This window comes from Pseudomonas sp. RA_15y_Pfl2_54, assembly GCF_963971015.1.
GTDB lineage: Bacteria > Pseudomonadota > Gammaproteobacteria > Pseudomonadales > Pseudomonadaceae > Aquipseudomonas > Aquipseudomonas baetica_A.
This window is the reverse complement of record NZ_CAXAPN010000017.1, coordinates 54,477-79,955: the sequence shown is the minus strand read 5'-3', so window position 1 is coordinate 79,955 and position 25,479 is coordinate 54,477. Positions and strand designations below refer to the sequence as shown.

The window sequence follows — 25,479 nt, the reverse complement described above, 5'->3', positions numbered from 1 at the left end:
GTAGCGAGAGTGATGGTTCCTTGAAATCTGCAATAGGAGTTTCATCCATGTTCAAAATCACACCCAACCCACCGCACACCGATCCAGTCCCACACGACCCCGCCCTTGACCCGCAAAAGGTCAAAGAAGCAACTGATCGCGCCCTCGACTACTACCTCAGACCCGAAGCACTGTCGGCCCCGCCAAGCTCGCCCAAGTTTCGCCCCGTCTTTCTCGTCGATCCCACGCTGGATGAAGAAACCCTGCTCGTCGAAGCCTGTGAGTCGCTGTCATACGCTCATGCCATGGCCGGTAACATCGCCGACTCGGTGGGCGGCCCGGAGCGAAAACCGCTGCTGGCGCTGCAACAGGTGATCATGTTGAACGAGCTGTTGGTCAACCGATTGCTGGATAAACTGCGCCTGCCGCAGTAGGTACCACACGGTTCGCCATGCAGGGCCAGTGCATCCTGCATGGCGATCTTGAACGCGGCGTCCATACTGATCTTTGCGCACGGCATCCTCCACTCAACGGTCCGGACAACGACATGCCCTCCCCTGAATCCACTCTTTTGCAGAGCTGGCACGACAACGCCCACGTCTGGATCGAAGTGGTCCGCAGCGGCGCGATTGAAAGCCGTCAGCAGGTCACCGATCAGGCGATCCTGCTGGCAATCATGGGCCGGCAACCTGCGCGCGTGCTCGACCTGGGTTGCGGCGAAGGCTGGTTATTGCGGGCACTGGCGGATCGGGGCATTGCTGCAGTGGGCGTGGATGGCGACGCGACATTGGTTGAAGCGGCGCGTTTGGCCGGTGCATCGCAAGTGTATGTCGCCAGTTATGAAGCGCTGGTTGAAGCGAATGTGGACATCGGGCGGGACTACGACCTGATCTGCGCCAATTTCTCTCTGTTGCATCAGGACATCATCCCGCTGCTCGCGGCGATGAACGCCTTGCTGGTGCCCGGCGGTGTGCTGGTGATCCAGACGCTGCACCCATGGGCCGTCGCGGCCGGCGATTATCAGGATGGTTGGCGGCAAGAGACCTTCGCCGGGTTCGAAGGCCAGTGGCAGCCGATGCCGTGGTATTTCCGCACGCTGTCGAGCTGGATCAATGCGCTCGACATGGCAGGTTTCCAGTTGGCCGCACTGCAAGAACCGCAGCATCCGCAAAGCCCTGTGCCGCAGTCGTTGCTGATGGTGGCTGAGCGGCGCTAGTTTCAGTCACGCAGCTCCCACAGGGTTTTACAGTGCTTGCTGGATCAGCGGCGGGCCACTGAGGCGGTATTGCGCCAAAAGGCGCATCACACAGCCCACTTTCAGCAGGGTTGGGCCAATGATGGTCATGGCGTGCATCACTACCAACAGCGCGATCGGCATGTGGCCATCGTAGAGGTAGGCGCCGGTGGGCCGGTTGAAGCGCAGCAATGCGGCTGGCTCAAGGACAAGTTCGGCGTGTCGTGGCAAATCGTGCCGGTGGCGTTCATGCACATGATGCTGGATGCGGACACCCGCAAATCCCAGCGGGAGATGCAGGCCATGTACACCCTGAAAAAACTCGACATTGCCCAACTGGAACGAGCCTTTGCCGGCCAGAGCTAATACACTCGGGCGCTGGCCTGCCGGGAACGACGTCGATGAAACACGCTGCCGCGAAAAACCCTGAAAAAGCCCCGCGTTTCTGGCGCGACGAGGCCCTGCCCTTCATCGAAGCCCGGGCCATCGCCGATGGTCGCGAGGTTTGTTATGCGCGGCATTCTCATGCGCACTTCTCCATCGGGGCGATTACCGCCGGGCGCAGCACGTATGTGCATGAACAGGCGCAGTTCGAAGTCGCCGCCGGCACCGTGGTGTTGATGAACCCCGGTGATGTGCACGCCTGCAATCCGATCGATGATCAGCCGTGGTCATACCTGATGCTGTACGTCGAAACGCCATGGCTAACCGATTTGCAACATCAACTGGGCTTCAGTGCCGAGCTTGAATTCCGCCGCTTTGCGACCACCCATCTCAACGATGCCGGCCTGTTCCGCGATCTCAAGGGGTTATACGAAATTCTCGTCGACGGGCAACAGGATGTGCTGCGAAAACAGAGCGCTGCGGTCGAGTTTTTCACGAATCTGCAATTGCGCCTGAACCCGGCTGAACAGCCATCGCGCGAGCCGAATTTCAAGCTTGAACGCGCCGCCGATTACATCCGCGAACACTGCACCGATCTGCTGAGCCTCGATGACATTTGCCGCGCGGCGCAGTTGTCGCCGTCGTACCTGATCCGCGCCTTCAAGCAGCATTACGGCATGACGCCCCATGCGTTTGTGATCAACCAGCGCATCCAGTTCGCTCGCGAGCGGTTGCGCAGTGGACGGTTGATTGCCGATGTGGCGCTTGAGGCGGGGTTTGCCGATCAAGCGCACTTTCAACGGGCGTTCAAACAGCATCTGGCGGCGACGCCGGGGCAGTATCGGGGCTGACAGCAATCCCCTGTGAGGATTTCAAGGCAACAACAGATAAATCGCACTCACCACCAACAACCCCGCCATCAGCCTGTTGAACAGGCGCATCCCCGCCGGGTTGCCCAGATAGCCGCGCAAGAACGTCCCGGCATACACCCAGCAGCCCACCGACACATAGCAGATCACCAGGTACACCGCCGCAAACTGCCAGACCAGCCGCGCCTCGCCATCGGCGACAAACGCGCCCATGCCGGCCACGCACGCCAGCCAGGCTTTCGGGTTGAGCCACTGCATGACCGCGCCATAGAGTATCGAAGGTGCGCGGCCCGAGTCCCCGGCATTCAACTGCCCGTTGTCGGTCGCCAGCTTCCAGGCCATGAACAGCAGAAACGCCACCCCGGCCAGTTGCACGACGCGGGTCATGAATGGCCAGAGTTTGAGCACTTCATGCAGCCCCAAGCCCATCAGCACCAGCAACAAGACAAAGCCCAACGTAGCTCCGGCGACATGCCGTTGGCTGGCGCGAAAGCCGAACTGCGCGCCGCAACTCAGCGCCACGATGTTGACCGGGCCGGGGGTAATGGACGCGGCCAGGGCAAACGCCGCCATCGAAACAATCAGACTCATCGCACACCTGCTTCAAACCAAGGAACAAGGCGTCCACGGTAACCAGCGCCCTGTCCACGGTATTGAAGAAAATGCCCCTGCGATCAATCCAGACGCGGCACCGTAAAGCGGAACTCACTGCCCTGCCCTGGCTCACTCTCGGCAACGATACGTCCGCCATGCGCCTCGACGATGCCTTGGGTGATGTACAAACCCAGGCCTGAGCCCGTCGGATTGCCCTCTTTCACTGTCCAGTAACGGTCGAATACATGGGGCAGGTTTTCACTGGGAATCCCCTCGCCGCTGTCACGCACGGTGAAGACAATTTCATTGCCGACCAATTTGGCATGGACGCCGACCGTGCCCAAGCGCGGGGTGAACTTGATCGCATTGCCGACCAGATTCGACAGCACTTGAAACAATCGCTCGGGGTCGGCGTGGATGCGCAGATCGGGGTCTGCCTCGAAGGAAATGCTGATGTCCTTGTCCAGTGCCAAAGGTGCGAGCAATGCTTGCGCTTCTTCGAACATCTGCCCGACATCGAGTTTCTGTGGCGTGATGACGTAGCGCCCGGCGTCGATTTTCGAGGTATCGAGCAGGTCTTCCAGCAACGTATTCATACGTCCGGCGGCCTGTTGCATGGTGTCGATGGCCGTGGAGATTCGGCGCGAAGTGTGCGGGCCGTCGGAGCTGAAAGCCTTCTGCATCATGCCGCAGAGCATCGAGATAACCGTCATCGGATTGCGCAGATCGTGCGACACCACTGCGACCAGTTCATCGCGGGCGCGCACCGCTTCCTGTTCGCGGCATACCTGTCGGGCCAAGTCATTTTCCAGCGCCGAACGACGCAGATCGTTGGCGGCGAACAGATCGCCGTGGCTCCACTTGGTGGAGATACCGGCCATCTCGACTTTCCAGATTTCGAACGAGGTACGCGGGCGCAGGCGCAAACCAGCGTCGGAGTTTTCCAGATCCAGCGGCTTGTGAGGGTCGCCGCTCCAGTTGATGTTTTCTTTAACCTCCGGACGGAACCACAGCACGCCGTTATCCACCGGTTTTGGCAGGCTCATGGCAAGCACGCCGCTGGCCACCTGTTGATAGTGCGCGGCTGGCGGGTAAACGCTGGCCAGGTGATGGCTGGCAAATACCGGCTCACCGGTGCCTTGCAGCCATTTGTGCAGCGCACGGATTTCTTCCGGTTCCGGGCAGTGACCGTAACGGTGCAACTGATTGTCTTCAATGATGGCGATACCACCAGCGTTGGTCAGCGCCATGAGCACTTGCGGCTGGTTCGCCAACCCGTCGAAAACATTTTGCGGCGAGTCGATCATCGCCTGATTGAGCAACGCCAAAGCGTCGACTTTTTCTTCACGCTGGCGGCTGAGTTCCAGCGCTTCCATCGCACTGATCTGCAGTGACAGAACCTGACCGATAGTCTGGCAAGCCATGCGCAGGTCGTGTGGAACGTGCAGCGGCTGACGGTTGCCGCAACTGATCAAGCCCCACAGTTTGTCGCCTTTGAGCAACGAGATGCTCATCGATGACAGCACGCCCATGTTCTTCATGTACTGGCAGTGGATCGGCGACACGCTGCGCAGCGTGGCAAAGCTCAGGTCCAGGGGGGTGTGCGTATCGGGACGCAGCTTCGGCACCAGCGGCACTGGCTGATAGTCAGCGTCAGGGATGATCCGCAGCCAATTGGTGCGGTACAACTCGCGAGCCTGCTCGGGAATGTCGGAGGCCGGGAAGAACAGGCCGTTGAACACTTCCATCGACGGCGATGAGGCTTCGGCGATCACCTGGCCGTGCCCTTCCTCCTCGAAACGGTAGATCAGCACCCGGTCGTAACCGGTCATGGCCTGGATTTCCTTGACGCTGATGTCGTACAGCGCCTGCAGCGTAGTGGCGGCTTGCAAGCGCTGAAGCATCCGCCCCAGGTGGGTCTGTCTGCCGGCCACGTTGCGCGGCTGGAAGTTTTCGACGTGGATTTCCAGTTCCAGAATCAGCACGCCCTGATGGCGGTGCAGCAGACCTTCGAACGCAGTGCCATTGAGCTGGAAATGCAGCGGCGGGGCATCGAAGAATGCCGACTGCAGCAACGCTTGGCGCACGGTCTGGGCTGGCGCGTCGCCAATCAGGTGCTCAAGCGGCAGGCCGATCAGATCCTCTGGTGTGCGGGCCAGCAAGGTGTCGACGTTGGCGCTGACCTGAATGATGTTCAGCGCAGGCTCGCTCAGGGTCAGCAACAAACCGTGGGGCTGGATGGCGCCAGGGAAACGAATCGGCTCGTCGGCACAGTTGTCCAACAGTTTTTCAAAAGCTTCTTTGTCTTGCGGGCTCATGCCAGTACCTCCCGGCTATCGAGCCAGCGCTCGAAACAGCTGAATGTGTTTTGCGCCGCCAGCACAACGGCTTCGCGTTCGGCGGTGGGCATTGGGCGACTGCCCAGGTATTCAATGAACTCGCGCCAGCGGCGACCGGTGGCGGCGCCGTAAACATCAAGAAACGCGGCACCGTTTTGCGCTTCAAGGCCCAAACGGCTGGCGATTTCCCGGCGCAGAATCTGCCCGCCCAGGGTCGCGCCTTCAAGCACGTACAACACGCCAAGGCTGGCGGCGCTTGAGTCGATCAGTGGCAACCGCTGACACATCGGCAAGCTGTCGATCGCCGCCCCGCAATCCCCCAGGGCTTTCAGGTCGCTGTGCAGTGTCTGAGCTTTGAGGCGTGGTGACAGATCGAAATCGGCGGGAATCGCATCGCTGTCCCGCAACGCGCTTTCCAGCGGTAAATAAAAGCCGTAATAGGCCTGGATCAGCCGCTTAAAGGCGGGCACATCAAGGGCGTCGGAGAAAAAAGGCAGACGCTTTTCCAGCGCGATATGCAACTCGGCAGTCCCGGCTCGTAGGTCTTGCAACACCGGTGGCACATAAACCTCACGGGGCTTTGCTTGCATGTAGATCGCTCTTGGTGGGGCCACTTGGGGCCAGGCGGGGTTTGGAGAGACATTGGGCGAAATCTTACACGCCAATCGCCTTTTCTGACCGCAAGGATCAATTTTTTCGCCAAAAAGGACGCCTCAGATTGTTTCTGAGCGGTTCGGTATCCGGAAAGTTCGACCGGACTGACCAACGCCCCTGCCCGTGGTACCACGACGGCGATGGGCCAATAGTTCGCCAGGCCCTGTAACCGTTGTTGCGCAGGCAGTTGTCGAGGGCGACTTCGGCGCTGTTGAAGGCGAAACGCGCTTAAATCTCACACGGGCCTTTGAGTTCGACCTGATTGCCGTCCGGATCAAAGCAGTACAGGGACAGGCCGTAGCCCTCGGCACCGAAGCGGTTGGCGGCTTTTCCCACGGTCAGCCCGAAAGACTGCAAATGCGCAGTCAGCGCGTCCTCATTGAACGGTTCAATGCGCAGGCAGAAGTGATCGACGTTGCGCCGCTCGGCCCCGGCCGCCCCGCCGCCCTTGCGGCCAAGTTCGCCCTGCAGGTCGACGAGGTCGATCATTGAGGTGCCGGCACGCAAGTGCACCAGCCCCAACGGCTCGTTACGCTTGACCACTTCGGCGCCGAACACCTGGCCGTAGAACTCGATGCTGCGTTGCAGGTTCGCAACGCGCAGGACGATGTGATCGATGTGTTGGATGACGAACGGGTGCATGGGTTTGATTCCTCACATTCAGCGACCCGGTGATTGTGCTGCAAATATAAAAAAATTCACTGTCGATTTTTCGGTGGAGCCATCGACAAACTGGTTTTACTCTCACGCCATGAACATACAAACCACTGTCCTGCCGCCCCACGCCGAGATGGTTCGCGCCATGCTCGAACGCGACACTGCTTATGAAGGCGTGTTCTTCACGGCCGTGAAAACCACCGGGATCTTCTGCCGCCCCAGTTGCACGGCGCGCAAGCCGAAACCTGAGAACGTCGAATTCTTCGCCCATGCCGACGAGTGCATGTCCGCCGGTTATCGCGCCTGTCTGCGCTGCAAACCGCTGGACGCGGCGGCCATTGCGCCGGACTGGGTACAAAGCGTGCTCAAAGCCGTGGATGCCGATCCGGAGGTGCGCTGGAGCGATGCGCAACTGCTCGCCGAAGGCATCGAGCCGCTGAAATTGCGGCGCTGGTTCAAGCAGCATTTCGGCATGACCTTCCATGCCTGGTTGCGCACCCGCCGACTCGGTATGGCGCTGGGCGGAATCAAGCAAGGCACCTCCATCGACCACGCGGCGTTCGATTCCGGCTATGAATCGCTGAGCGGTTTTCGTGATGCGTTTCAGAAGTCGTTCCACATCACGCCCGGTCGCGCAGCCAACAGTGAACCGTTGCTGTTTACCCGGCTGACCACACCGCTGGGGCCGATGATTGCCATGGCTGAGCGCCGTGGGCTGGTGTTGCTGGAGTTTCTTGATCGGCCAGCGCTGACACGGGAAGTCGAAGAGTTGCAGAGCCGATATGGCTATGCGGTCGCACCGGGGCACAACGCGCCGCTACAGCAAATCGAACAACAACTGGCCGACTACTTTGCAGGCAACCTCAGCACGTTCAGCGTACCGTTGCACCTGCCCGGCAGCGAGTTCGCCCGCCAGGTCTGGTCGGCACTGCTGCAAATCCCCTACGGCCACACCACCACCTACGGCGCGATTGCTGCCGGTTTGGGCAAACCCGGCGCCAGTCGCGCTGTCGGCCTGGCCAACGGGCACAACCGTCTGGCCATTGTGGTGCCTTGCCATCGGGTGATCGGCGCGGATGGCTCGCTCACCGGGTATGGTGGAGGACAACCACGCAAGGCCTTTCTGCTGAGGCTCGAAAACGCGGCGCGACAACTCACGCAGCCTTGGCTTTTCTAACGATTGGACTCAGCCAGCAAAAGGAATCTCGATGAACACTCCTGAAATCGATGACTTGCTGAATTAGCATGGCGAATGTTTATCGCACAGCCAGTGCGTTTTTTGCCTCAATCGATACCGATTGGCAGCGGCTCGTCGCCACTGTTGGCCCTTGCCTGCATCAACCTTATCCAGCGCGGGATCCCTACGAGTCGCTGGTGCGCTCGATTGCCTATCAGCAACTGCATGCCAAGGCCGGGGATGCGATTGTCAGGCGATTGGTCGGGTTGTTTCCCGGGCAATCGTTTCCTCGGCCGGAGCAGATGCTGGCGACCGATGTTGATCGCATCCGTGGCTGCGGGTTTTCCGCAGGCAAGATTGCGACGATTCAGGGCATCGCCCAAGCCACGCTGGACGGCGTGGTGCCAGATTACGCCACGGCGTTGGCGATGGATGATGAGGCGCTGATCGAGCGGCTCGTCAGCCTGCGCGGAATCGGGCGCTGGACGGTGGAGATGCTACTGATCTACAGCCTGGAACGGATGGACATTTTGCCGGCGGACGACTTTGGCGTGCGTGAAGGCTACCGGCGTTTGAAGGGGCTGGAGGAGCAGCCGACGCGCAAGCAGATGGTTGAGATCGGGGTGCACTGGCGTCCGTTTCGGACGGTGGCCGCGTGGTATTTGTGGCGGGTGCCCAAGTCGTAGACGGCGTTATCGTTCTTGGCGAGCAAGCCTGCTCCCACATTTGTAATGCAGTTTCCTGTGGGTGCGAGCCTGCTCGCGAAGACATCAGTCGATTTAACGCCCATTTACAGGCCAGACTTCAACCGGCTGAATGCCCGAATCAACGCCCGATTGAACGCCTTGCCATTGTCATTCTTGCTGTACAGCGAAGCCCTGACCTGTGCAGAGGGATACGTCCCCGGATCATGACGAATCGCCGCATCGACCAACCCATCGGCCGCGGTAATCGCATTGGCGTAGTGAATGGTGTCGGTGATCGGCGCAATCACCTCGGGGGTCATCAGGTAGTCCATCAACGCGAGCCCGGCCTGCGGATGCGGCGCATCCTTGGGAATGACCATGGCGTCGAACCAGATCAGCGTGCCCTGTTTCGGTATCCGGTAGCTGAGCGTGAACGGCTTGTTGGCTGCCTGCGCCTGCCCCGCGGCGATAGCGACGTTGCCGTTCCATGACATCGCCACACAGGTGTTGCCATTGGCCAGATCGCTGATGTTCAGGTCATTGTCGAAGTAGCGGATGTACGGGCGGATCTTCGCCAGTTGCTGCTCGGCCAATTTCAAGTCATCGAGATTCTGCCGGTTAATGTCCAGCCCCATGTACTTCATGACGGCGGCGAACACTTCGTTGGGATCGTTGAGCAGACTGACCCCGCAATCGGCGAATTTCGACACCACCGCAGGATCGAACAGCATGGCCCAACTGTCTGTTGGCGCATCGGGCAGACGCTGTTTGATCGCCTCTTGCTGATAACCCACACCGGTGGTGCCCCAGGCGTAGATCCCTGCATAACGATTGCCCGGATCAAACACCGCCATGTGCTGGCGAAACTCCTCACCCACCCCGGCGAAATGCGGCACGCGGGCCTTGTCCATCGGTTGAATCGCGCCGCTCTGGATGGCCCGCGACAAGTGCTGGCCGGCGGTCAGCACCAGGTCATAACCGCTGCGCCCGGTGAGCAGTTTGGTTTCGACGGTTTCCAGCGAATCAAAGTGATCGGCCACCACACGAATGCCGGTTTTCGCCTCAAAATTCTTCAACGTATCCGGGGCCAGGTATTCGCCCCAGATGTACAGATTGACCACCGGTTTGTCGGTGTCGGCGGCCTGCACACACAGGGGTGCAAGCACCAGCATTAACGCTTGAGTCAGTTTGTGCAGGCCCATGCTCAGGCTCCTTTTTTCAGGCCGGCGTATTGCGGCATGGTGATGCACGCGACGTTGCCGCCGCCGAGGAGGATTTCCCGGGAGTTTTCGATGCCGACGATCTTGTGCTGCGGGAACAATTGGGCCAGCGTCGCCAGCGCGACTTTGTCCTGACGATCACCAAACAGCGGCACCACGATCGAACTATTGCCGGCGTAATAGTTGATGTACGAAGCACAGATTTTCGTGCCGGCCTGACGGGTGTGGGTACTGTCCTGCTGATCGAGACCTTCGGCCTCTTCGGCGGTCCATTCGAGCGCGTCCGGTTGCGGCAGTTTGTGCACGATCAACTCACGGCCACGACTGTCGCGGGTGCTGCGCAGGATGTCGTAGGCTTCCTGGTAGATTTCCCACTGCGGATCATCACGGTTGTCGGTCCACTGCAAGACCACTTCGCCGGGACGAACGAAACAGGCGAGGTCGTCGACATGGCCATCGGTTTCATCGAACTTGCACCCGCGTGGCAGCCAGATCACCTGTTCGGCACCGAGGTAATCGGTCAGGCGCCGGGTGACTTCGTCCTTGCCCAGATGCAGGTTGCGATTGCGGTTGAGCAGGCACTGTTCGGTGGTGAGGATGCTGCCCTGGCCGTCGCTCTGAATCCCGCCGAGCTCGGCAATCAACGGCGCGCGATAGCGGTCGAAACGCTCGATCTCAAGGATCTTGCTGGCGATCTGGTCGTCCTTGTCCCACGGGTAATACAGCCCGCCGTCGAGTCCGCCATAGGCATTGAATTCGAAATCGACGCCACGCACTTCGCCGCTCTGATCATTGACCACAAAGCACGGGCCACTGTCGCGGAACCAGGTGTCGTTGCAGGTCATCTCGACCACGCGCACCTGGGGTGGCAACTGGCGGCGGGCGGTGGCGAATTGCGCGGCGCTGGCACACACGGTGACCGGTTCGCTGCGGGAGATGGCGGTGACGATCTGCACCCAGACTTTCTGCGCAGGCTTGGCGCCGTTGCGCCAGACATCGGTGCGTTCCGGCCAGCCGAGCCAGCAGCCGGACTTGGCTTCGAATTCGCCAGGCAGACGGAAGCCGTCGTGTTTGGGGGTGGAGTCGAGCAAACGTGCCATGGTCAAACCTCGTCTTCGGGATGGGAATGACCACAGGCTAAGGTCGCAGGGCGTTGGCCCGCCAACGATGATTATTTCGGAACAGTTGAATTCAACTCATCAATCGGCCAGTTGATCGTTGAACCATTCCAGCATCTGCGCCACGGCCGGACGCTCTAGCCGCAAGCGCTCGCAAACCAGCGCGTATTGGCCCAGAGCCGTCATGCTCGATGTGAAGGGACGCACCAGTCGGCCACTCTGCAAGTCTTCCTGCGCGGTGAGGTTGTCGCCCATCGCCACGCCCTGCCCTTGCGCGGCGGCCTCCAGCGCCAACCCGGCATGGGCGAAATACAGCTGACGCTCCGGGCGCTGATCGCCGGCGTGGCGGGTCAGCCATGCAGTCCAGGTCTTGCCGTCCTGGTCGTCGTGCAACAAGCAGTGGCGCGTCAGGTCCTTGGGCGTTTTCAGACTGCCCTGATTGAACAGGCCAGGGCTGCACACCGGGAAGAATTGCAGGTCGGGCAAAGGCCGGACGAAGTAGGCGCTGCTGTCCACCGGGCCGGTACCGTAAGTGATGGCCAGGTCGATGTCCTCGCCCGGTGCACTCGCGTCGATGGGTTGTTCATAGAGGTGCAAAGTGATGTGCGGATAGCGTGCATAGAAATCGGAGAGGCGACTCATCAGCCACTTTTGTGCAAGCTCAGCGGTGACAGCCAGGCGCAGGACCGCCAGCGACGACGGATCGCGCAACTCATCGCAGGCATCGCCCATCAGTTCGAAGGCCTGCTGCAGGCTTTGCATCAGGCGTCCGGCAGCGATGGTCGGACGAATCTGTCGGCCTTCACGGATAAACAGCGACACGCCGAGCTGTTCTTCGAGCTGGCGAATCTGATGGCTGACGGCGCTGTCGGTGACACACAACTCCGCCGCCGCTCGACCGAAATGCGCGTGGCGGGCGGCACATTCAAACGTGCGCAAGGCCGCCAATGAGGGAAGTCGTCGCATGGAAATAGATCCGTTTTTTGTGGGCCATGCTGACCGGCAACGCGGGTGCTCAGAAAACCAAGCACCCGCAGACGCTTAATGCGCCCTGTCCAGCCCCGCCAGCAATGCGCCGTCACGGCTGTAGATGTCGGGCGAATAGCGCACATGGCCCGCGCTGTCGACTTGCACCGTCCAGTAGGTCATCAGGATCGGCACCGGCGCCGCCAAGCGAAACTCATGGGTGGTGCCCGTGGCGAGCAAGGTCTCGGTGCGGGCCCTTTCTGCGGGGGTGAGCAGCAGGTCGCGCAGTTGCATCGGGTGCTCGACCCGCACACAGCCGGAGCTGAATGCTCGCGGCCCCTTGTCGAACAGCGCCTTGCTCGGCGTGTCGTGCAGGTACACCGAGAACGGGTTGGGGAAGCGGATGACCATCTGCCCCAGCGGGTTGCGCGGCCCGGCGTCCTGACGCAGCAGAATATTGCCGGGGTTATCCCAGTCGATGTCGGCTGCCGCCAAGGGCTGACCGTTGGCATCGAGCACTTGCAGGTTCTGGCGGCTGAGGAACGTCTGATCCTTGCGGATCGCCGGCAACTTGTCTTCCTTCCAGATGGTCGGCGGTACGGTCCAGGTCGGGTTCAGGGTCAGGCGCGTAACGCGCGACTTGAGCAGCGGCGTCTGGCGTTCGGCGCGACCGACTTGCGTGCGGGTCTGCCACACGGGTTTGCCGCCCTGATACAGCGTCAGTTCGGCAGCGGCGACGTTGACCAGCAGGCCATTGGGCTCGATGTCTTGCGCCAGCCAACGGAACCGTTCGAGGTTGACCCGCAGTTGGTCTCGGCGGGCCAGCGGGCTGATATTGAGTTCGGCAATTGTCCCCGGCCCCACCACACCATCAGCCTGCAACGAATGATTGGTTTGAAAGTTTTTCACCGCCTCCACCAGCACATCGTCGTAGGCATTGGCGGGGGGGGCGATGTAGTCGGCCAGATAACCCTCGCTATAGAGGCGCAGCGCCAGATCCGGCACACGCTTGTCTTCCATGGCCGGGCGCAGCAGCGGTCCGCTGCCGACTGACGGCCATTGTGGCAAGGCTTTGAGCCGTTGCGCGGCGTAGAGCTGACGCAGGCTCTGGTACTGCGCCAGATGCGGACGTGCGAGGTCGAACGCTGCGCGAAGGTCATTTAGCCCCGGTACGGCGATTGCGAGCAATTCAGTCTGACGGTCGCGCGGCGTATCGTCGGCACGCCAGAGCGGCTCGAAATGAGATTGCAGCAATCGACCGAAATGCAGATCCTGCAAGGCTTGCAGGTAATAGCGGCTGATATCGATATCGGCGCATAACTCGCCATCCTGGGGCGGGGTCATCGCGACCGGGTAGCGGTTCGGGTTGAGACCATCGTCGGCCAACAACTGCAATTGCCCGTGCAAGGCCTGCAACCGCCCGGACTCACTGGCCCACACCGGCATCCAGTCCTGCTGCTGATAAAAGGCGTTGAGTCGCTCCAGTGCGGGGCCGTTGAGGTGCGCGGCGATGGCCGGGCATGCGTGTGGCAGACCGATCAGCACAGCCTGCAACGGGCTTTGCGGCTCGACGGGCATTTCGGCCGGCGGCGTGGGCAGCGTCTGCAAGGGCGGCAACGAATCATCGGCACAAGCGACAAACGGCGCAGCGAGCAAACAAATGCTCAAGTAGCATGCGTACTTTTTGAACAACTGCTTTACTCCAATCCATGGCCATCTTGATGATGGCCAACCTTACATCAGGTGCGCTGAACAGTCAGGCCCGATCTGCGGGCTTGCAGGTTATGACTGGGAGTCAGGAGCCAAAGTGCCAAATAAGTAGCCAGTGAGGACACTTTATAAATGTTGACGTTTTTGCGCCGACTTTTGCTGACCAGCGCGACGCTTGTCGCCGTGACCAGCCCAGCTTTCGCCGCCGGCAAACCATCGCCGGTGCTCTTCACCAGCCTCGCGCACGCCGCGCCAGAACTCAATCCCCAAGCGCTGAAAGGTGCCTTGAACGCCATGAAATGCGCCGTCAGCAACGGTGCGAAACCGTCTCGCCACCTGGCAATCATCGATTATTCGCAACCGTCCACCGCGCGCCGACTGTGGATTTTCGATCTGACCCGGAAAAAACTGGTGCTGCGCGACCTGGTCGCCCATGGCTCCAATTCCGGAGAAAACTTCGCCACGCAGTTCTCCAATCGCGAAGGCAGTTATCAATCCAGCCTGGGCCTGTTCCGCACGCAGGAAAGTTACGAAGGCACCCACGGCTATTCGTTACGCATGGACGGCCTGGAACCGGGTTTCAATGACATGGCGCGCGATCGCGCGATCGTGATCCACGCCGCCGATTACGTGAATCCGTTGTGGAGCAAGCGTCAGGGCCGTATCGGCCGTAGCCAGGGTTGCCCGGCAGTGCGACCTCAGATTGCCAGGCAGGTGATCGATAAACTCAAGAACGGCCAGTTCATGTTCTCCTGGTATCCGGATCAGCGTTGGCTGAAAAAGTCGCCGTACCTCAACTGTCAGCCGCAGCAGGTGGCGAGCATTCTGGGTAGCCACGCCAGCTAACGCCCCCCACGGCGCTCCTGTGGGAACGGGCCTGCTCGCGAAGGCTGTGTGTCAATCACCAGACAGGTTGACGGGGCCAACGCCTTCGCGAGCACGCCCGCGCCCACCGTTGAACCCGATTCGGCTGATGATCAGAGCCATGGCCATCAGCACCGTGGCGACGCCGAAGGTGATGTGCATTCCACTGGCGATGACCGCCGCAGGCGCCAGGGTCGGATTACCGGAAGCCATGGCAAACAGCGCCCCCATGGCCGCCGCGCCCGTGATCAATCCCAGATTGCGCGCCAGCCCGAGCAGCGCCGACACCACGCCGCGTTCATCCTGACTGACCGTCGCCATCAACCCGGTATTGTTGGCCGCCTGGAACAGCGCGTAACTGCCGGCGATCAGCGTCATCGGCAACACGTATGCCAGCACACCGAGGCTCATTGGCAAGAGTGCAAGCACAGCGCAGCCACCGATCATCCCGAGCAACGCCCCCGGCACCACCCGCCGGGCACCGAAGCGATCCACCAGACGCCCGGCCGGCACGCCGCCGAGCGCCGCCGACAGTGGCCCGACCGACAACACCAATCCGACCACGGTGCTGGCGAGGCCCAACCCGCGGCTGAGGTAAAACGGCCCGACCACCAGGGTGGTCATCATCACGGTGGCCACAAGTAACGTCATCGCCAGACTGCCGCTCAGGCGCGGGTCGGCGAACAGTGACAGGCGAATCAGCGGCGCCTTGGCTTTCATCTCGACCACAATGAACAATCCTGCGCCGCACAGGCTGATCAGCAGCAACCCCAGCGTGCCCTCCTCCAGTGTCATCGCCAGCGCGTAGGCTGCCAGCGTCAACACCAACACGCCTGTCCCGAACCCGTCAAACGCAACACGCGGCCCTGCTGCCCGATCCGCCGGCAGATAGCGATACACCAGCCACGCGTTAAGCAAACCCAATGGCACGTTGAGCACAAATATCGACTGCCAGCCGACATGCGACATCAACAGCCCCCCCAGCGCCGGCCCGAGGCTGGTACCGGTGGCCGACATCGTACCCAGCAACCCCATCGCACTGCCCGCCCGCGCCTTGGGCACTGCGTCAGCCACCAGCGCGACGGTCAATGCGAACATGATCGCCGCGCCAAGGCCTTGCACTGCCCGCGCGCCGATCAGCCAGCCCAGCCCCGGGGCCAGCGCGCAGCACAACGATGCGCTGGTAAAAATACCGATGCCGATCAACAGCAATCGACGTCGACCGATGCCATCTCCCAGACGCCCAACGCTGACAATCAATGTGGTAATCGCCAACAGGTAAGCCAGAACGATCCACTGCACCTGTTGAAACGTCGCATCAAACGCCGCCGCCAATGTCGGCAACCCGGCGTTGGCGATGCTGGTGTCCAGCGACGGCATCAACATCGACAGCGCGAGGCTGGACAGGGCCCAGCGGGCTTGGGTGTTCAAGGGTTGTCGGGGCATGGCGCGCTCACAGGGCAAAGGTCGTGAGCCATAGCGTGAGTCTCGACAACACAAGGCGCAAGACGCATGATTTGCACTCGATACCTGCACAGAACGCCATGTCATGACCGCGCCGGATCTTAACCTGCTGATCACCCTCGATGTGCTGCTGCGCGAAGGCAGCGTCGCCCGCGCCGCCAAATGCCTGCAACTGAGCCCTTCGGCCATGAGCCGCGCCCTTGCCCGTTTGCGTGAAACCACTGGGGATCCGTTGCTGGTGCGCGCGGGTCGGGGCCTGGTGCCGACGCCGCGCGCGCTTGAATTGCGCGAACGGGTCAGCCCTCTGGTGCAAGAAGCCGAGGCCATGTTGCGGCCTGCCAAGGGGCTTGATCCCGGCCAGTTGCAACGCACCTTCACCTTGCGCAACACCGATGGCTTTGTCGAAACCTTTGCCGCCGCCCTGCTCGCCCGTATCGCTGAAGAGGCTCCCGGCGTGCGCCTGCGCTTTGTGCAAAAAGCCGACAAGGACAGCACACCCTTGCGCGAAGGCCGGGTGGATCTGGAGACCGGCGTGGTCGATGACAGCACCGACCCGACGCTGCACAGCCGAATCCTGTTTGAGGATCGCTGGATCGGGGTGATACGTCAGGAGCACCCCTTGAGTTCGGGCAAGATCAGCGCCAAGCGCTTTGCCGGCGGCCAGCACATTCTCATCTCAAGACGCGGGCGCAGCAGCGGCCCGGTAGACGAGGCGTTGCTCGCCTCGGGGCTGACGCGTGACATCGTCACTTCATTCGGCGGGTTCTCAGCGGCACTGACGCTGGTGCGCGAATCAGACCTGATTGCCACCGTCCCGGAACGTCACACCAGCAAGCTGCGCAAGGGCCTGCACAGTTTTGCCCTGCCCTTCGAAATGCCCCCAGTCAGCGTCTCAATGCTTTGGCATCCGCGCATGGACGCCGACCCGGCACATCGATGGCTGCGCAACTGCGTGCGGGAAGTCTGCGCCTAACGCGCATCGCCGCCAGCGGGTTTATAGAACAGGAATTTTTTTGTCTCGGCAGTTTTACGGTAGGCCTTGGCCCAACCGGGATGCACGTTGCGGTCGTGGAAATACAACGCGCCGTGGGTGCGATCCTTGAGCTGACGGTTCAACGCCTTGCCGGCGATTTCCTTTGCCTGCGCATATTCGGCGTCTTCCTTGACCTGATCCGGCTTGCCATCGCACCACCAGGAAAACTGGCAGGTTTTGGCTTCCGACCCCTGTTTCACCACGGCGCAAACCGTGTCCGGAAACCCTTCGTGGCCAAGACGATTCATCACCACGCTGGCCACGGCTTCCATTTGCGGGGTGTCCTTGCCTTTGGCTTCCCAGTAGATGCTGCGCGCCAGGCAGGTGATGGGATCATCCAGCGGCGCGGCGCCGGCCGGGTCCACTGCTTGCACTTCAGTTGGGGTGATCGCTTCGGATTTTGGCGCCGGAGCAGCGCTGACTTTGTCCGCGGCTTTCTCTTCCAGCACTTGGGCTTTTTCTTCGGCCTTGGCCTGGATCGGCGCCTGATCGGTGGCCATTGCAACGTTGGCTAACAGGGTTAACGCGAAGCAGCCAATCAACCATTTCAATCCCATGTCAGTTCTTCCGGCAGGGCCCGAGTCGGGCAAGGTGTTACGCAGGGGAGCCCCCCGGTTTCCGGGGCCTTGGCTGAGTGTAGACGGCAAAATCGCGGGTAACGTTCCGCTGAAAAAACCACCGAATGAAGAAAAAGACATTGCACCCACCGGGGGCGTTTCGCGCATCATGGGCGCACTCAGCTCAAGGGAGATTTCCATGCGCTTCATGCCATCCGTTTTACGCGTTGCCGCGTTGACCGCAGGCATGGCCTTTGCCGCCTCGGCCATGGCCACCGATGAGTCGCAACTGATCGAGTCGATCAATAAATACCGCAGCGAACCACAACGTTGCGGCAGCCAGGCCTCCAACGAACTACCGCCACTGTCGAGTGATCCGCGCCTGATCCTGCCGGCCAGCGGCGCCGTCGATTTGCAGCAGGCCATGGTGAGCGCCAGTTACCCAATGAACAAGGTTCAAGCGATCACCCTCAACGGCCCACGGGATGCGGGGGCGGCGATGAAGGCGATTCAGGAAAGTTTCTGTCAGGTGGTGCTGGATCCGCAGTTCGTCGATATCGGCGTCAGTCGCGCCGATCGTGATTGGCGCATTGTGCTGGCGCGACCGCTGTTGTCAGCCAAGCTGGGCGATGCACAAAGTGAGGGCCAGAAACTGCTGGAGCAACTCAATGTCGCCCGCCGTCAGCCACGTCAGTGCGGCGGCCAGGCCTTTAGCGCTGCCCCGCCGCTGGCCTGGAACGCCACCTTGGGCACTGTCTCCCAGGATCACAGCCGCGACATGGCCAACAAGAACTACTTCGACCACAAGGACCGCGACGGCCGCACACCGGGCGACCGCGCAGAACTCGCGGGTTACAGCGGTCAACGGGTCGGTGAAAACATCGCCGCTGGCCAGGACAGTGTGCGCAAAGTCGTCGACGGCTGGCTCGCCAGCCCTGGCCACTGCGCCAACCTGATGAACCCGCAATACAAGGAACTCGGCGCCGCTTACGCGACCGACCCGAAAAGCGATGCAGGCATCTACTGGACCACGATGTTTGGTGCTCAATAACAACGCAGATCAAATGCGGGCTTGCTCACGAAGAGGCCGACACATCCGGCATCAATGTTGCCTGACCTGACGCTTTCGCGAGCAAGCCCGCTCCCACAGTAGGTCGTCGCTGGATGGAGAATCTGTGTCTGGCCATATCCGTAGGTCAAACCCAGATTGCATCCCATAGCGGGTAATCACCAAGCTTTTCCACCAGCCCTGCCCTTAAGGGATTGGCGACTACATAGCGGGCCAGCTTCACTAAATCCTCCTCCCGTCGCAGCGCATGATCATGGAAGCTTGGCTGCCAAAGACTCCCAGTTCTGCCAGTCGCCTTGTTGATTGAACGAGTACTCAAGGATTTGGCCTGGCACATCAATGGGTCCAATGTTCCTTTTTGCAACTGGATCAGCCAGTGGAAATGGTCCGGCATGACCACCCACGCCAATGTTTCAGCAAAGCCCTCCTGCTGTGCTTGTCTGAACTGGTTCACGATCAATCGGCCGAGCCTGTAATCCTTGAACACCGGCTCACGCCCCAAGGTATTGGCGGTTAGAAGGTAGATTCGGTTGTTTTCGCAATAACGGCCGGTTCGCAGGCGATGTGACGAGAATCGTTGGGGCATTCCTTTGCCTTGTTGATGATTTGAGTTCAGAAAAGGCTAGATCAGCGATCACAACACGCAGGCCATGTTTTTTCGCAGAATGTGTCTGCACCGCAGATCCAAGGTGGGAGTGGGCTTGCTCACGAAGAGGCCGACACATCCGGCATCGATGTTGCCTGACATGACGCTTTCGCGAGCAAGCCCGCTCCCACAGGGGGGTTGGTGAATTGGCGAAGATTTGCGGTTGACCACGATTCAGGCTGGGAGTGGGCTTGCTCACGAAGAGGCCGACACATTCAGCATTGATGTTGCCTGACCTGACGCTTTCGCGAGCAAGCCCGCTCCCACAGGGGGGTTGGTGGATTGGCGAAGATTTGCGGTTGACCACGATTCAGGCTGGGAGTGGGCTTGCTCACGAAGAGGCCGACACATTCAGCATCGATGTTGCCTGACATGACGCTTTCGCGAGCAAGCCCGCACAGGGGATGGGGGTGTATTGGTTCGTGGGTACTTATTCACCCTGCGCACATTGTCTGATTGCTATTCATAACCCCGCGGGCAAGAAATATCTGATCATCGACAGAATCAATCAGCCGTTCATTAACAGTGATTGGACGCCACACAACGTTGTCCATAACCTGCGCGGTCTTGTTCCGTTAATCGCGGATTTCTCATTCCTGCGAGGCTGTCATGTCAGAACGCGTCCTGATCGATGGTTACAACCGCCGCGTCGACTATTTGCGCATGTCAGTCACTGACCGCTGCGATTTCCGCTGCGTCTATTGCATGGCCGAAGACATGCAGTTCCTGCCCCGGCAACAGGTACTGACGCTGGAAGAAATCCATCAACTGGCGCAAAGCTTCGTCGCCCTGGGCACCCGCAAGATCCGCCTCACCGGTGGCGAGCCGCTGATCCGCCCGGGCGTGGTCAAGTTGTGCGAGCAGATCGCCGCCCTGCCCGGCCTGCGCGAACTGTGCCTGACCACCAACGGCTCGCAACTGGGCAAACTCGCCGCGCCGCTGTTCGATGCCGGGGTCAAACGTCTCAACGTCAGCCTCGACAGCCTCAACCCCGAGCGTTTCAAACAGATGACCCGCACCGGCGATCTGGCTCAGGTGATCGACGGTATCGATGCTGTGCGCAAGGCCGGTTTCACCCGAACAAAACTCAACGTCGTGGTGATGCAGGGCCGCAACGATCAAGAGATCAACGATCTGGTGAGTTTCGCCATCGACCGTCAGCTGGATGTCTCCTTCATCGAAGAGATGCCCCTGGGGATCATCAGCGAGCACAGCCGGGCGGAGTCGTTTTTCTCAAGCGCGCAGGTGCGCGAAAAGATCGCCGAGCGCTATACCCTGATCGACTCTGCCGAATCGACTCAAGGTCCATCGCGCTACTGGCGGCTGGCCGAGGCACCGGACATTCGCCTGGGGTTCATCTCGCCGCACAGCCACAACTTCTGTGGCACCTGCAATCGGGTGCGGCTGACTGTCGAGGGGCGCTTGCTGTTGTGTCTGGGTAACGAGCATTCGGTGGATTTGAAAGCAGTGCTGCGCGCCCACCCTGGGCAACCGCAACGGCTGGAGAAAGCCATCATCGAAGCCATGAAGCTCAAGCCGTATCGGCACAATTTTGAAGTGAACGACGACGTTCAGGTCGTGCGGTTCATGAACATGACCGGCGGCTGAACCGTCACTCATCGGCGTAAACGGGATCGCATTGCATGTGCGGTTGTGCAAGGACAGCGAAGGCTGCGCCGTACAGCGGGCGGCTGCGCCACAAGGTCGGAGCCAGATGCTGGATTCTCAAACTGTCTGGCACTGCGTCACAAAAGCCTGATTAGATAGCCGCTCCCCACGGATTCACCTCAGGAGCCACGCTTGAGTACAACGCCCAAAGATCTACCTCGCCCCGACCCGGTCAGCCTGCGCGATGCCTGGCGCTTCTGGCTCAAGCTTGGCTGCATCGGTTTCGGCGGCCCGGCCGGGCAAATCGCGATCATGCATCAGGAACTGGTCGAACGCCGGCGCTGGATTTGCGAGAGACGTTTCCTCCACGCACTCAACTATTGCATGTTGCTGCCCGGCCCTGAGGCCCAGCAACTGGCGACCTACATCGGCTGGCTGCTGCACCGAACCTGGGGCGGTGTGATCGCGGGTGTGCTGTTTGTCTTGCCGTCGCTGTTCATCCTGATTGCACTGTCGTGGGTCTACATCGCCTTCGGTGATCTGCCGGCAGTGGCCGGGGTGTTTTACGGGATCAAACCGGCGGTCACGGCGATTGTCCTGCACGCGGCCCACCGCATCGGTTCGCGGGCGTTGAAAAACGCGTGGCTATGGGCCATTGCCGGCGCCTCTTTCGTGGCGATTTTTGCCTTCAATGTGCCGTTTCCGTTGATCGTGCTTGGCGCCGCAGTGATCGGTTATTTCGGTGGACGACTGGCGCCCCGGCGCTTCGCTAACGACGCCCAGCGCAGCGGTGGAAAATCCTTCGGCGCCGCTCTGATCGATGACGACACCCCGACACCCGAGCACGCACGATTCAGCCTGCACAAATTGCTGAGAATCATGCTGATCGGTGCAGCGCTCTGGTGTTTGCCGATGGCGTTGCTGACCGCTCTATTGGGCTGGGACGGCACCTTCACACAAATGGGCTGGTTCTTCACCAAAGCGGCGTTGCTCACCTTTGGCGGGGCCTATGCGGTGCTGCCCTACGTCTATCAGGGCGCCGTCGGGCATTACGGATGGCTGACACCAACGCAGATGATCGACGGCCTCGCCTTGGGCGAAACCACGCCGGGACCGCTGATCATGGTGGTGGCGTTTGTCGGCTTTATCGGTGGTTATGTGCAACCGGCGTTCGGCCCGGAACATGCATTCGCCGCTGGCGCGTTGGCGGCGACGCTGGTGACGTGGTTTACCTTCCTGCCCTCGTTCCTGTTCATCCTCGCTGGCGGGCCATTGGTGGAGTCGACTCACAACGAGCTGAAGTTCACCGCTCCGTTGACCGCCATCACCGCAGCGGTGGTGGGGGTGATTCTGAATCTGGCGTGCTTCTTTGCCTACCACGTGTTCTGGCCGAACGGCTTTGCCGGGCACATGGACTTTTTCTCGGTGACGCTGGCGGTTGCAGCGGCGTTGGCATTGTTCGTTTTCAAGCGTGGCGTGATCACTGTGCTGATCGTTTGCGCCCTTGCCGGGCTGGCCTTTCACTTGATGGGCTGAAACGCAGCCAGCCAATCTCCCGTTTACACGCCCGTGGATTGCCCCTTACTATCCGGGCACACCGGTCGGCGGGTCAGTCCCGCCACCGACGTTTTCCGCCAACGGAAACACGCGTTATGAGTACGTCACCACAACAACGAAACTCGTTGAACGTCTCCGCTAAGTGCGCCCTCCCTCACAGGGGCCGCGCATGAATCGTATCGTCAATCTCCCCATGGCCCTGCGCCGTTCCAAGCTGCGTCACTCCGCACGCCCGCCGGATATCGCCCTGCCTGCCTGATCGCGCCTGAAAGAAGCCGCGACAGCCCCCTACTCCTTGATATACCTGCCAGGACGCCCGCGCCTAATGCCGAGCTGCGTCCGGACCGATTCTGCGCGCCTGTGCGGCGCCATCGTGAGTGATTGATTATGAAATTCGCAGCCATTGAAGACGCACGCCTGTTCCTTGAACAGAACCCCGATATCGACATGATCGAGCTGTTCATCCTCGACGCCAACGGCGTGCCGCGCGGCAAGCTTCTGCACCGCGAAGAGCTGCTCGCCGTGTACGAGAGCGGCCGTCCGTTGCCAAGCACCATCCTTGGCCTGACCGTACAGGGTGACGACGTCGAAAACTCGGGGCTGGTGTGGGACGTCGGCGATATCGACTGCCGCGCCTACCCGCTGCAAGGCAGCCTGGTGCGCTTGCCGTGGCGGCAGATTCCGACGGCGGCGGTGCAGGTCAGCATGCACCCAAGCGAAGGTATGCCAGCGAGCATCGCCGACCCGCGTCACTTGCTGATCAAGGTCATCGACGGCCTCAAGGCCGAGGGTTATCACCCGATCATGGCCTGCGAACTGGAGTTCTACCTGCTCGACGCGAAACGCGATCACAACGGCCGTCCGCAACCGGCGCTGGATGCCGACGGTGGGCGACCGCGACACACTCAGGTCTACGGTTTGCGTGAGCTGGAGCAGATCGAACCGTTTCTCGCCGACCTCTACAGCGCCTGCAAACTGCACGGCATTGCGGCGCGCACGGCGATCTCGGAATACGCACCGGGGCAAGTGGAAATCACCCTTGAACACGGCGACGCTCTGGAGGCGATGGATCAGGCGGTGCGCTACAAACGGCTGGTCAAAGCCATCGCGCACAAGCACGGCATGCAAGCGACATTCATGGCCAAACCGTTCGATGATCTGGCCGGCACGGGCATGCACATGCACGTCAGCCTCGCTGACGCCGAGGGGCGCAACCTGTTCGCCTCCGAAGACCCTGCCGGCACGCCGCTGCTGCGTACGGCAATTGGCGGGATGCTCGCATCCTTGCTCGATTCGCTGCTGCTGTTCTGCCCGAACGCCAACTCCTACCGGCGCTTTCAGGCCAACAGCTACGCGCCTTTGGCGCCGACCTGGGGCGTCGATAACCGCACCGTCAGCCTGCGCGTGCCGGGCGGTCCGGCCAATACCCGGCACATCGAACATCGCATCTGCGGCGCCGACGCCAACCCGTATCTAGCAGCGGCGGCGATCCTGGCGGGCATTCATCGCGGCATAAAAGAAGTCATCGATCCGGGCGAACCGGTGCAAGGCAATGGGTATGCGCAGGCGAAAGAATTGCTGCCGACCGACTGGCTGACCTCGCTCACGGCGCTGGAAAATTCGGCGTGGGCACGGGATGCGCTGGGGCAGGAATTTCTTGGGGTGTATCTGGCAGTGAAACGTGCGGAGTACCGGCAGTTCATGGCCGAAGTGGGTGAGCAGGACTGGCGCTGGTACCTGACCGAAGCCTGATCTTTTTTCCTCTTTTTGCCTTGGATACCGACATGACTGAACGCAGCAACTCCTACTACACCGCAACCCTCAACCGCGACACCGACTACCCGACTCTGCAAGGCAGGCACAAGGTTGATGTGGTGATCATCGGCGGCGGTTTCACCGGCGTCGCCAGCGCCGTCGAACTGGCCGAAAAAGGCCTGAAAGTCGCCATCGTCGAAAGCCACAAAATCGGCTGGGGTGCCACCGGGCGCAACGGCGGGCAAGTCACCGGCAGCCTCTCCGGCGACGGTGCGATGCGCAAACAGATGCGTCCGAAACTCGGCGACGAGGTCGATGATTTCATCTGGCACCTGCGCTGGCGCGGGCATGAAATCATCAAGCAGCGTGTCGAGAAATATGCCATCCAGTGCGATCTCAAACACGGCCATTTGCACGCGGCGTACAAGCCCAGCCACATGACCGGTCTGCGCAACGATTACGAAGAAGCCGTGCGCCGCGGCCTGGGTGATGAAGTCAGCCTGCTCGACCGCAGCCAGGTGCGCGACTTGCTGCAAAGCGACCTCTATCACGGGGCGATCAAGAACACCCGCAACCTGCATCTGCACCCGCTCAACCTGTGCATCGGCGAAGCGCGAGCGGCGGAAAGTCTCGGGGCGCTGATCTTCGAAAACAGCGAAGTGCTGGAGATCATTCACGGCGCTACGCCAGGTGTGAGAACCGCCCAAGGCCAGATCGACGCCAATCAAGTGATGCTCGCCGGTGACGTCTACCACAAACTCGAACCGGGCCAGCTCAAGGGCAAGATTTTTCCGGCCATGGGCGGCATCGTCACCACCGCGCCGCTGGGCGATCTGGCCAAACAGATCAACCCCGAAGACCTCGCGGTTTACGACTGCCGCTTCGTCCTCGACTACTATCGCCTGACCGCCGACGGCCGCTTACTGTTCGGCGGCGGCGCCAACTACAGCGGCAAGGATTCACGCGACATCGCCGCCGAACTGCGCCCGTGCATCGAGCAGACCTTCCCGGCGCTCAAAGGCGTGCAGATCGATTACCAGTGGAGCTGCGCGATGGGTATCGTCATCAACCGCATCCCGCAACTGGGCAAACTCTCGGACAACGTCTGGTACTGCCAGGGCTACTCCGGGCATGGCATCGCCACCACCCACATCATGGGCGAAATCATGAGCCGGGCGATCACCGGGCAGATGGAGCAGTTCGATACGTTTGCCGCGTGCCAGCACATTCGCGTGCCGATGGGGGATTTGCTGGGTAACCCGTTGTTGGCGGCGGGGATGTGGTATTACCAGATGCTTGAAAAGTTGCGTTGACTGGACTGACCCCATCGCGAGCAGGC

General features: G+C 60.9%; 24 protein-coding genes and 1 pseudogene. 13 read left to right on the top strand and 12 right to left on the bottom strand.

Annotation, left to right across the window (positions count from 1 at the left end):
- Positions 1-47: 47 nt before the first annotated feature.
- Complete coding sequence (locus AACY50_RS14370; protein WP_339433213.1) at positions 48-413, top strand: DUF6124 family protein; 366 nt, start codon at positions 48-50, stop codon at positions 411-413.
- 113 nt (positions 414-526) lie between these two features.
- Entirely contained in the window at positions 527-1,195 is a 669-nt protein-coding gene (locus AACY50_RS14365) for a class I SAM-dependent methyltransferase (RefSeq protein ID WP_339433214.1), read from the top strand.
- Positions 1,196-1,222: 27 nt separating this feature from the next.
- Here AACY50_RS14365 and AACY50_RS14360 read toward each other — a convergent pair whose 3' ends face one another.
- Positions 1,223-1,357 (bottom strand): hypothetical protein, encoded by a 135-nt coding sequence (locus AACY50_RS14360; protein WP_445261488.1) that lies wholly within the window; start codon positions 1,355-1,357, stop codon positions 1,223-1,225.
- Positions 1,358-1,372: 15 nt separating this feature from the next.
- Here AACY50_RS14360 and AACY50_RS14355 point away from each other — a divergent pair.
- Together AACY50_RS14355 and AACY50_RS14350 are read left to right on the top strand one after the other, a co-directional pair.
- A pseudogene (locus AACY50_RS14355) lies at positions 1,373-1,579 on the top strand (VOC family protein); the annotation flags it as partial.
- Positions 1,580-1,614: 35 nt separating this feature from the next.
- Entirely contained in the window at positions 1,615-2,448 is an 834-nt protein-coding gene (locus AACY50_RS14350; protein ID WP_339538752.1) for an AraC family transcriptional regulator, read from the top strand.
- A 21-nt stretch (positions 2,449-2,469) separates the two neighbouring features.
- On the opposite strand, the gene AACY50_RS14345 is transcribed toward AACY50_RS14350, so the two are convergent.
- From AACY50_RS14345 to AACY50_RS14330, 4 genes are all read right to left on the bottom strand, one after another.
- Positions 2,470-3,057 (bottom strand): LysE family translocator, encoded by a 588-nt coding sequence (locus AACY50_RS14345; protein WP_339538750.1) that lies wholly within the window; start codon positions 3,055-3,057, stop codon positions 2,470-2,472.
- A gap of 83 nt (positions 3,058-3,140) precedes the next feature.
- On the bottom strand, positions 3,141-5,378 hold the full coding sequence (locus AACY50_RS14340) for an ATP-binding protein (protein ID WP_339538749.1): 2,238 nt from the start codon (positions 5,376-5,378) through the stop codon (positions 3,141-3,143).
- Positions 5,375-5,989, bottom strand: a complete 615-nt coding sequence (locus AACY50_RS14335) for a biliverdin-producing heme oxygenase (protein ID WP_339538748.1) — start codon at positions 5,987-5,989, stop codon at positions 5,375-5,377. The genes AACY50_RS14340 and AACY50_RS14335 overlap by 4 nt, the downstream gene beginning before the upstream one ends.
- Before the next feature lie 292 nt (positions 5,990-6,281).
- Positions 6,282-6,695, bottom strand: a complete 414-nt coding sequence (locus AACY50_RS14330) for a VOC family protein (protein ID WP_339494702.1) — start codon at positions 6,693-6,695, stop codon at positions 6,282-6,284.
- A 109-nt stretch (positions 6,696-6,804) separates the two neighbouring features.
- Between AACY50_RS14330 and AACY50_RS14325 the strand changes: the two genes are divergently transcribed.
- Complete coding sequence (locus AACY50_RS14325; protein WP_339433220.1) at positions 6,805-7,887, top strand: bifunctional transcriptional activator/DNA repair enzyme AdaA; 1,083 nt, start codon at positions 6,805-6,807, stop codon at positions 7,885-7,887.
- Positions 7,888-7,955: 68 nt separating this feature from the next.
- Positions 7,956-8,573, top strand: a complete 618-nt coding sequence (locus tag AACY50_RS14320; RefSeq protein ID WP_339433221.1) for a DNA-3-methyladenine glycosylase family protein — start codon at positions 7,956-7,958, stop codon at positions 8,571-8,573.
- Between the two features lie 104 nt (positions 8,574-8,677).
- Here AACY50_RS14320 and AACY50_RS14315 read toward each other — a convergent pair whose 3' ends face one another.
- From AACY50_RS14315 to AACY50_RS14300, 4 genes are all read right to left on the bottom strand, one after another.
- Positions 8,678-9,775 carry an extracellular solute-binding protein gene (locus AACY50_RS14315; protein ID WP_339538747.1) on the bottom strand — a complete coding sequence of 366 codons (1,098 nt, stop codon included), beginning with the start codon at positions 9,773-9,775 and terminating at the stop codon, positions 8,678-8,680.
- A gap of 2 nt (positions 9,776-9,777) precedes the next feature.
- A complete protein-coding gene (aguA, locus tag AACY50_RS14310; RefSeq protein WP_339507921.1) occupies positions 9,778-10,893 on the bottom strand; it encodes an agmatine deiminase in 1,116 nt (371 codons plus the stop codon).
- A gap of 99 nt (positions 10,894-10,992) precedes the next feature.
- A complete protein-coding gene (locus AACY50_RS14305; protein ID WP_339433224.1) occupies positions 10,993-11,877 on the bottom strand; it encodes a LysR substrate-binding domain-containing protein in 885 nt (294 codons plus the stop codon).
- Positions 11,878-11,952: 75 nt separating this feature from the next.
- Positions 11,953-13,569: a L,D-transpeptidase family protein gene (locus tag AACY50_RS14300; RefSeq protein ID WP_339433225.1), complete on the bottom strand. Its 1,617-nt coding sequence runs from the start codon at positions 13,567-13,569 to the stop codon at positions 11,953-11,955.
- A gap of 150 nt (positions 13,570-13,719) precedes the next feature.
- Here AACY50_RS14300 and AACY50_RS14295 point away from each other — a divergent pair, with 150 nt between their 5' ends.
- On the top strand, positions 13,720-14,433 hold the full coding sequence (locus tag AACY50_RS14295) for a murein L,D-transpeptidase catalytic domain family protein (RefSeq protein WP_339466112.1): 714 nt from the start codon (positions 13,720-13,722) through the stop codon (positions 14,431-14,433).
- A 51-nt stretch (positions 14,434-14,484) separates the two neighbouring features.
- Here AACY50_RS14295 and AACY50_RS14290 read toward each other — a convergent pair whose 3' ends face one another.
- A complete protein-coding gene (locus AACY50_RS14290) occupies positions 14,485-15,897 on the bottom strand; it encodes an MFS transporter (RefSeq protein WP_339538746.1) in 1,413 nt (470 codons plus the stop codon).
- 103 nt (positions 15,898-16,000) lie between these two features.
- Between AACY50_RS14290 and AACY50_RS14285 the strand changes: the two genes are divergently transcribed.
- Positions 16,001-16,888, top strand: coding sequence for a LysR family transcriptional regulator (locus tag AACY50_RS14285; protein WP_339538745.1), 888 nt, complete (start codon positions 16,001-16,003; stop codon positions 16,886-16,888).
- Here the strand turns inward: AACY50_RS14285 and AACY50_RS14280 are convergent.
- On the bottom strand, positions 16,885-17,505 hold the full coding sequence (locus tag AACY50_RS14280; protein ID WP_339433229.1) for a cell wall hydrolase: 621 nt from the start codon (positions 17,503-17,505) through the stop codon (positions 16,885-16,887). The genes AACY50_RS14285 and AACY50_RS14280 overlap by 4 nt on opposite strands.
- A 199-nt stretch (positions 17,506-17,704) precedes the next feature.
- On the opposite strand from AACY50_RS14280, the gene AACY50_RS14275 reads away from it, so the two are divergent.
- Positions 17,705-18,556, top strand: coding sequence for a CAP domain-containing protein (locus tag AACY50_RS14275; protein WP_339433230.1), 852 nt, complete (start codon positions 17,705-17,707; stop codon positions 18,554-18,556).
- A gap of 145 nt (positions 18,557-18,701) precedes the next feature.
- Here AACY50_RS14275 and AACY50_RS14270 read toward each other — a convergent pair whose 3' ends face one another.
- Complete coding sequence (locus tag AACY50_RS14270; RefSeq protein WP_339433231.1) at positions 18,702-19,160, bottom strand: REP-associated tyrosine transposase; 459 nt, start codon at positions 19,158-19,160, stop codon at positions 18,702-18,704.
- 669 nt (positions 19,161-19,829) lie between these two features.
- On the opposite strand from AACY50_RS14270, the gene moaA reads away from it, so the two are divergent.
- The 4 genes from moaA to AACY50_RS14250 all read left to right on the top strand — a co-directional run bounded on the left by moaA (position 19,830) and on the right by AACY50_RS14250 (position 25,453).
- Positions 19,830-20,828, top strand: coding sequence for a GTP 3',8-cyclase MoaA (gene moaA / locus AACY50_RS14265; RefSeq protein WP_339433232.1), 999 nt, complete (start codon positions 19,830-19,832; stop codon positions 20,826-20,828).
- Between the two features lie 192 nt (positions 20,829-21,020).
- Positions 21,021-22,364, top strand: coding sequence for a chromate efflux transporter (gene chrA / locus AACY50_RS14260; RefSeq protein WP_339433233.1), 1,344 nt, complete (start codon positions 21,021-21,023; stop codon positions 22,362-22,364).
- A 408-nt stretch (positions 22,365-22,772) separates the two neighbouring features.
- The gene (locus tag AACY50_RS14255) at positions 22,773-24,137 is read left to right on the top strand and encodes a glutamine synthetase family protein (RefSeq protein ID WP_339538744.1); all 1,365 of its coding nucleotides are present in this window, start codon (positions 22,773-22,775) and stop codon (positions 24,135-24,137) included.
- Positions 24,138-24,169: 32 nt separating this feature from the next.
- A complete protein-coding gene (locus tag AACY50_RS14250) occupies positions 24,170-25,453 on the top strand; it encodes an NAD(P)/FAD-dependent oxidoreductase (RefSeq protein WP_339538743.1) in 1,284 nt (427 codons plus the stop codon).
- The last annotated feature ends 26 nt before the right edge of the window (positions 25,454-25,479 follow it).

What these genes read in the sequence shown, in the direction of transcription:
- AACY50_RS14370 (WP_339433213.1), top strand. Translation starts at nt 48, where the DNA reads ATGTTCAAAATCACACCCAACCCACCGCACACCGATCCAGTCCCACAC.
- AACY50_RS14365 (WP_339433214.1), top strand. Translation starts at nt 527, where the DNA reads ATGCCCTCCCCTGAATCCACTCTTTTGCAGAGCTGGCACGACAACGCC.
- AACY50_RS14360 (WP_445261488.1), bottom strand. Translation starts at nt 1,357, where the DNA reads ATGCCGATCGCGCTGTTGGTAGTGATGCACGCCATGACCATCATTGGC.
- AACY50_RS14350 (WP_339538752.1), top strand. Translation starts at nt 1,615, where the DNA reads ATGAAACACGCTGCCGCGAAAAACCCTGAAAAAGCCCCGCGTTTCTGG.
- AACY50_RS14345 (WP_339538750.1), bottom strand. Translation starts at nt 3,057, where the DNA reads ATGAGTCTGATTGTTTCGATGGCGGCGTTTGCCCTGGCCGCGTCCATT.
- AACY50_RS14340 (WP_339538749.1), bottom strand. Translation starts at nt 5,378, where the DNA reads ATGAGCCCGCAAGACAAAGAAGCTTTTGAAAAACTGTTGGACAACTGT.
- AACY50_RS14335 (WP_339538748.1), bottom strand. Translation starts at nt 5,989, where the DNA reads ATGCAAGCAAAGCCCCGTGAGGTTTATGTGCCACCGGTGTTGCAAGAC.
- AACY50_RS14330 (WP_339494702.1), bottom strand. Translation starts at nt 6,695, where the DNA reads ATGCACCCGTTCGTCATCCAACACATCGATCACATCGTCCTGCGCGTT.
- AACY50_RS14325 (WP_339433220.1), top strand. Translation starts at nt 6,805, where the DNA reads ATGAACATACAAACCACTGTCCTGCCGCCCCACGCCGAGATGGTTCGC.
- AACY50_RS14320 (WP_339433221.1), top strand. Translation starts at nt 7,956, where the DNA reads ATGGCGAATGTTTATCGCACAGCCAGTGCGTTTTTTGCCTCAATCGAT.
- AACY50_RS14315 (WP_339538747.1), bottom strand. Translation starts at nt 9,775, where the DNA reads ATGGGCCTGCACAAACTGACTCAAGCGTTAATGCTGGTGCTTGCACCC.
- aguA (WP_339507921.1), bottom strand. Translation starts at nt 10,893, where the DNA reads ATGGCACGTTTGCTCGACTCCACCCCCAAACACGACGGCTTCCGTCTG.
- AACY50_RS14305 (WP_339433224.1), bottom strand. Translation starts at nt 11,877, where the DNA reads ATGCGACGACTTCCCTCATTGGCGGCCTTGCGCACGTTTGAATGTGCC.
- AACY50_RS14295 (WP_339466112.1), top strand. Translation starts at nt 13,720, where the DNA reads ATGTTGACGTTTTTGCGCCGACTTTTGCTGACCAGCGCGACGCTTGTC.
- AACY50_RS14290 (WP_339538746.1), bottom strand. Translation starts at nt 15,897, where the DNA reads ATGCCCCGACAACCCTTGAACACCCAAGCCCGCTGGGCCCTGTCCAGC.
- AACY50_RS14285 (WP_339538745.1), top strand. Translation starts at nt 16,001, where the DNA reads ATGACCGCGCCGGATCTTAACCTGCTGATCACCCTCGATGTGCTGCTG.
- AACY50_RS14280 (WP_339433229.1), bottom strand. Translation starts at nt 17,505, where the DNA reads ATGGGATTGAAATGGTTGATTGGCTGCTTCGCGTTAACCCTGTTAGCC.
- AACY50_RS14275 (WP_339433230.1), top strand. Translation starts at nt 17,705, where the DNA reads ATGCGCTTCATGCCATCCGTTTTACGCGTTGCCGCGTTGACCGCAGGC.
- AACY50_RS14270 (WP_339433231.1), bottom strand. Translation starts at nt 19,160, where the DNA reads ATGCCCCAACGATTCTCGTCACATCGCCTGCGAACCGGCCGTTATTGC.
- moaA (WP_339433232.1), top strand. Translation starts at nt 19,830, where the DNA reads ATGTCAGAACGCGTCCTGATCGATGGTTACAACCGCCGCGTCGACTAT.
- AACY50_RS14255 (WP_339538744.1), top strand. Translation starts at nt 22,773, where the DNA reads ATGAAATTCGCAGCCATTGAAGACGCACGCCTGTTCCTTGAACAGAAC.
- AACY50_RS14250 (WP_339538743.1), top strand. Translation starts at nt 24,170, where the DNA reads ATGACTGAACGCAGCAACTCCTACTACACCGCAACCCTCAACCGCGAC.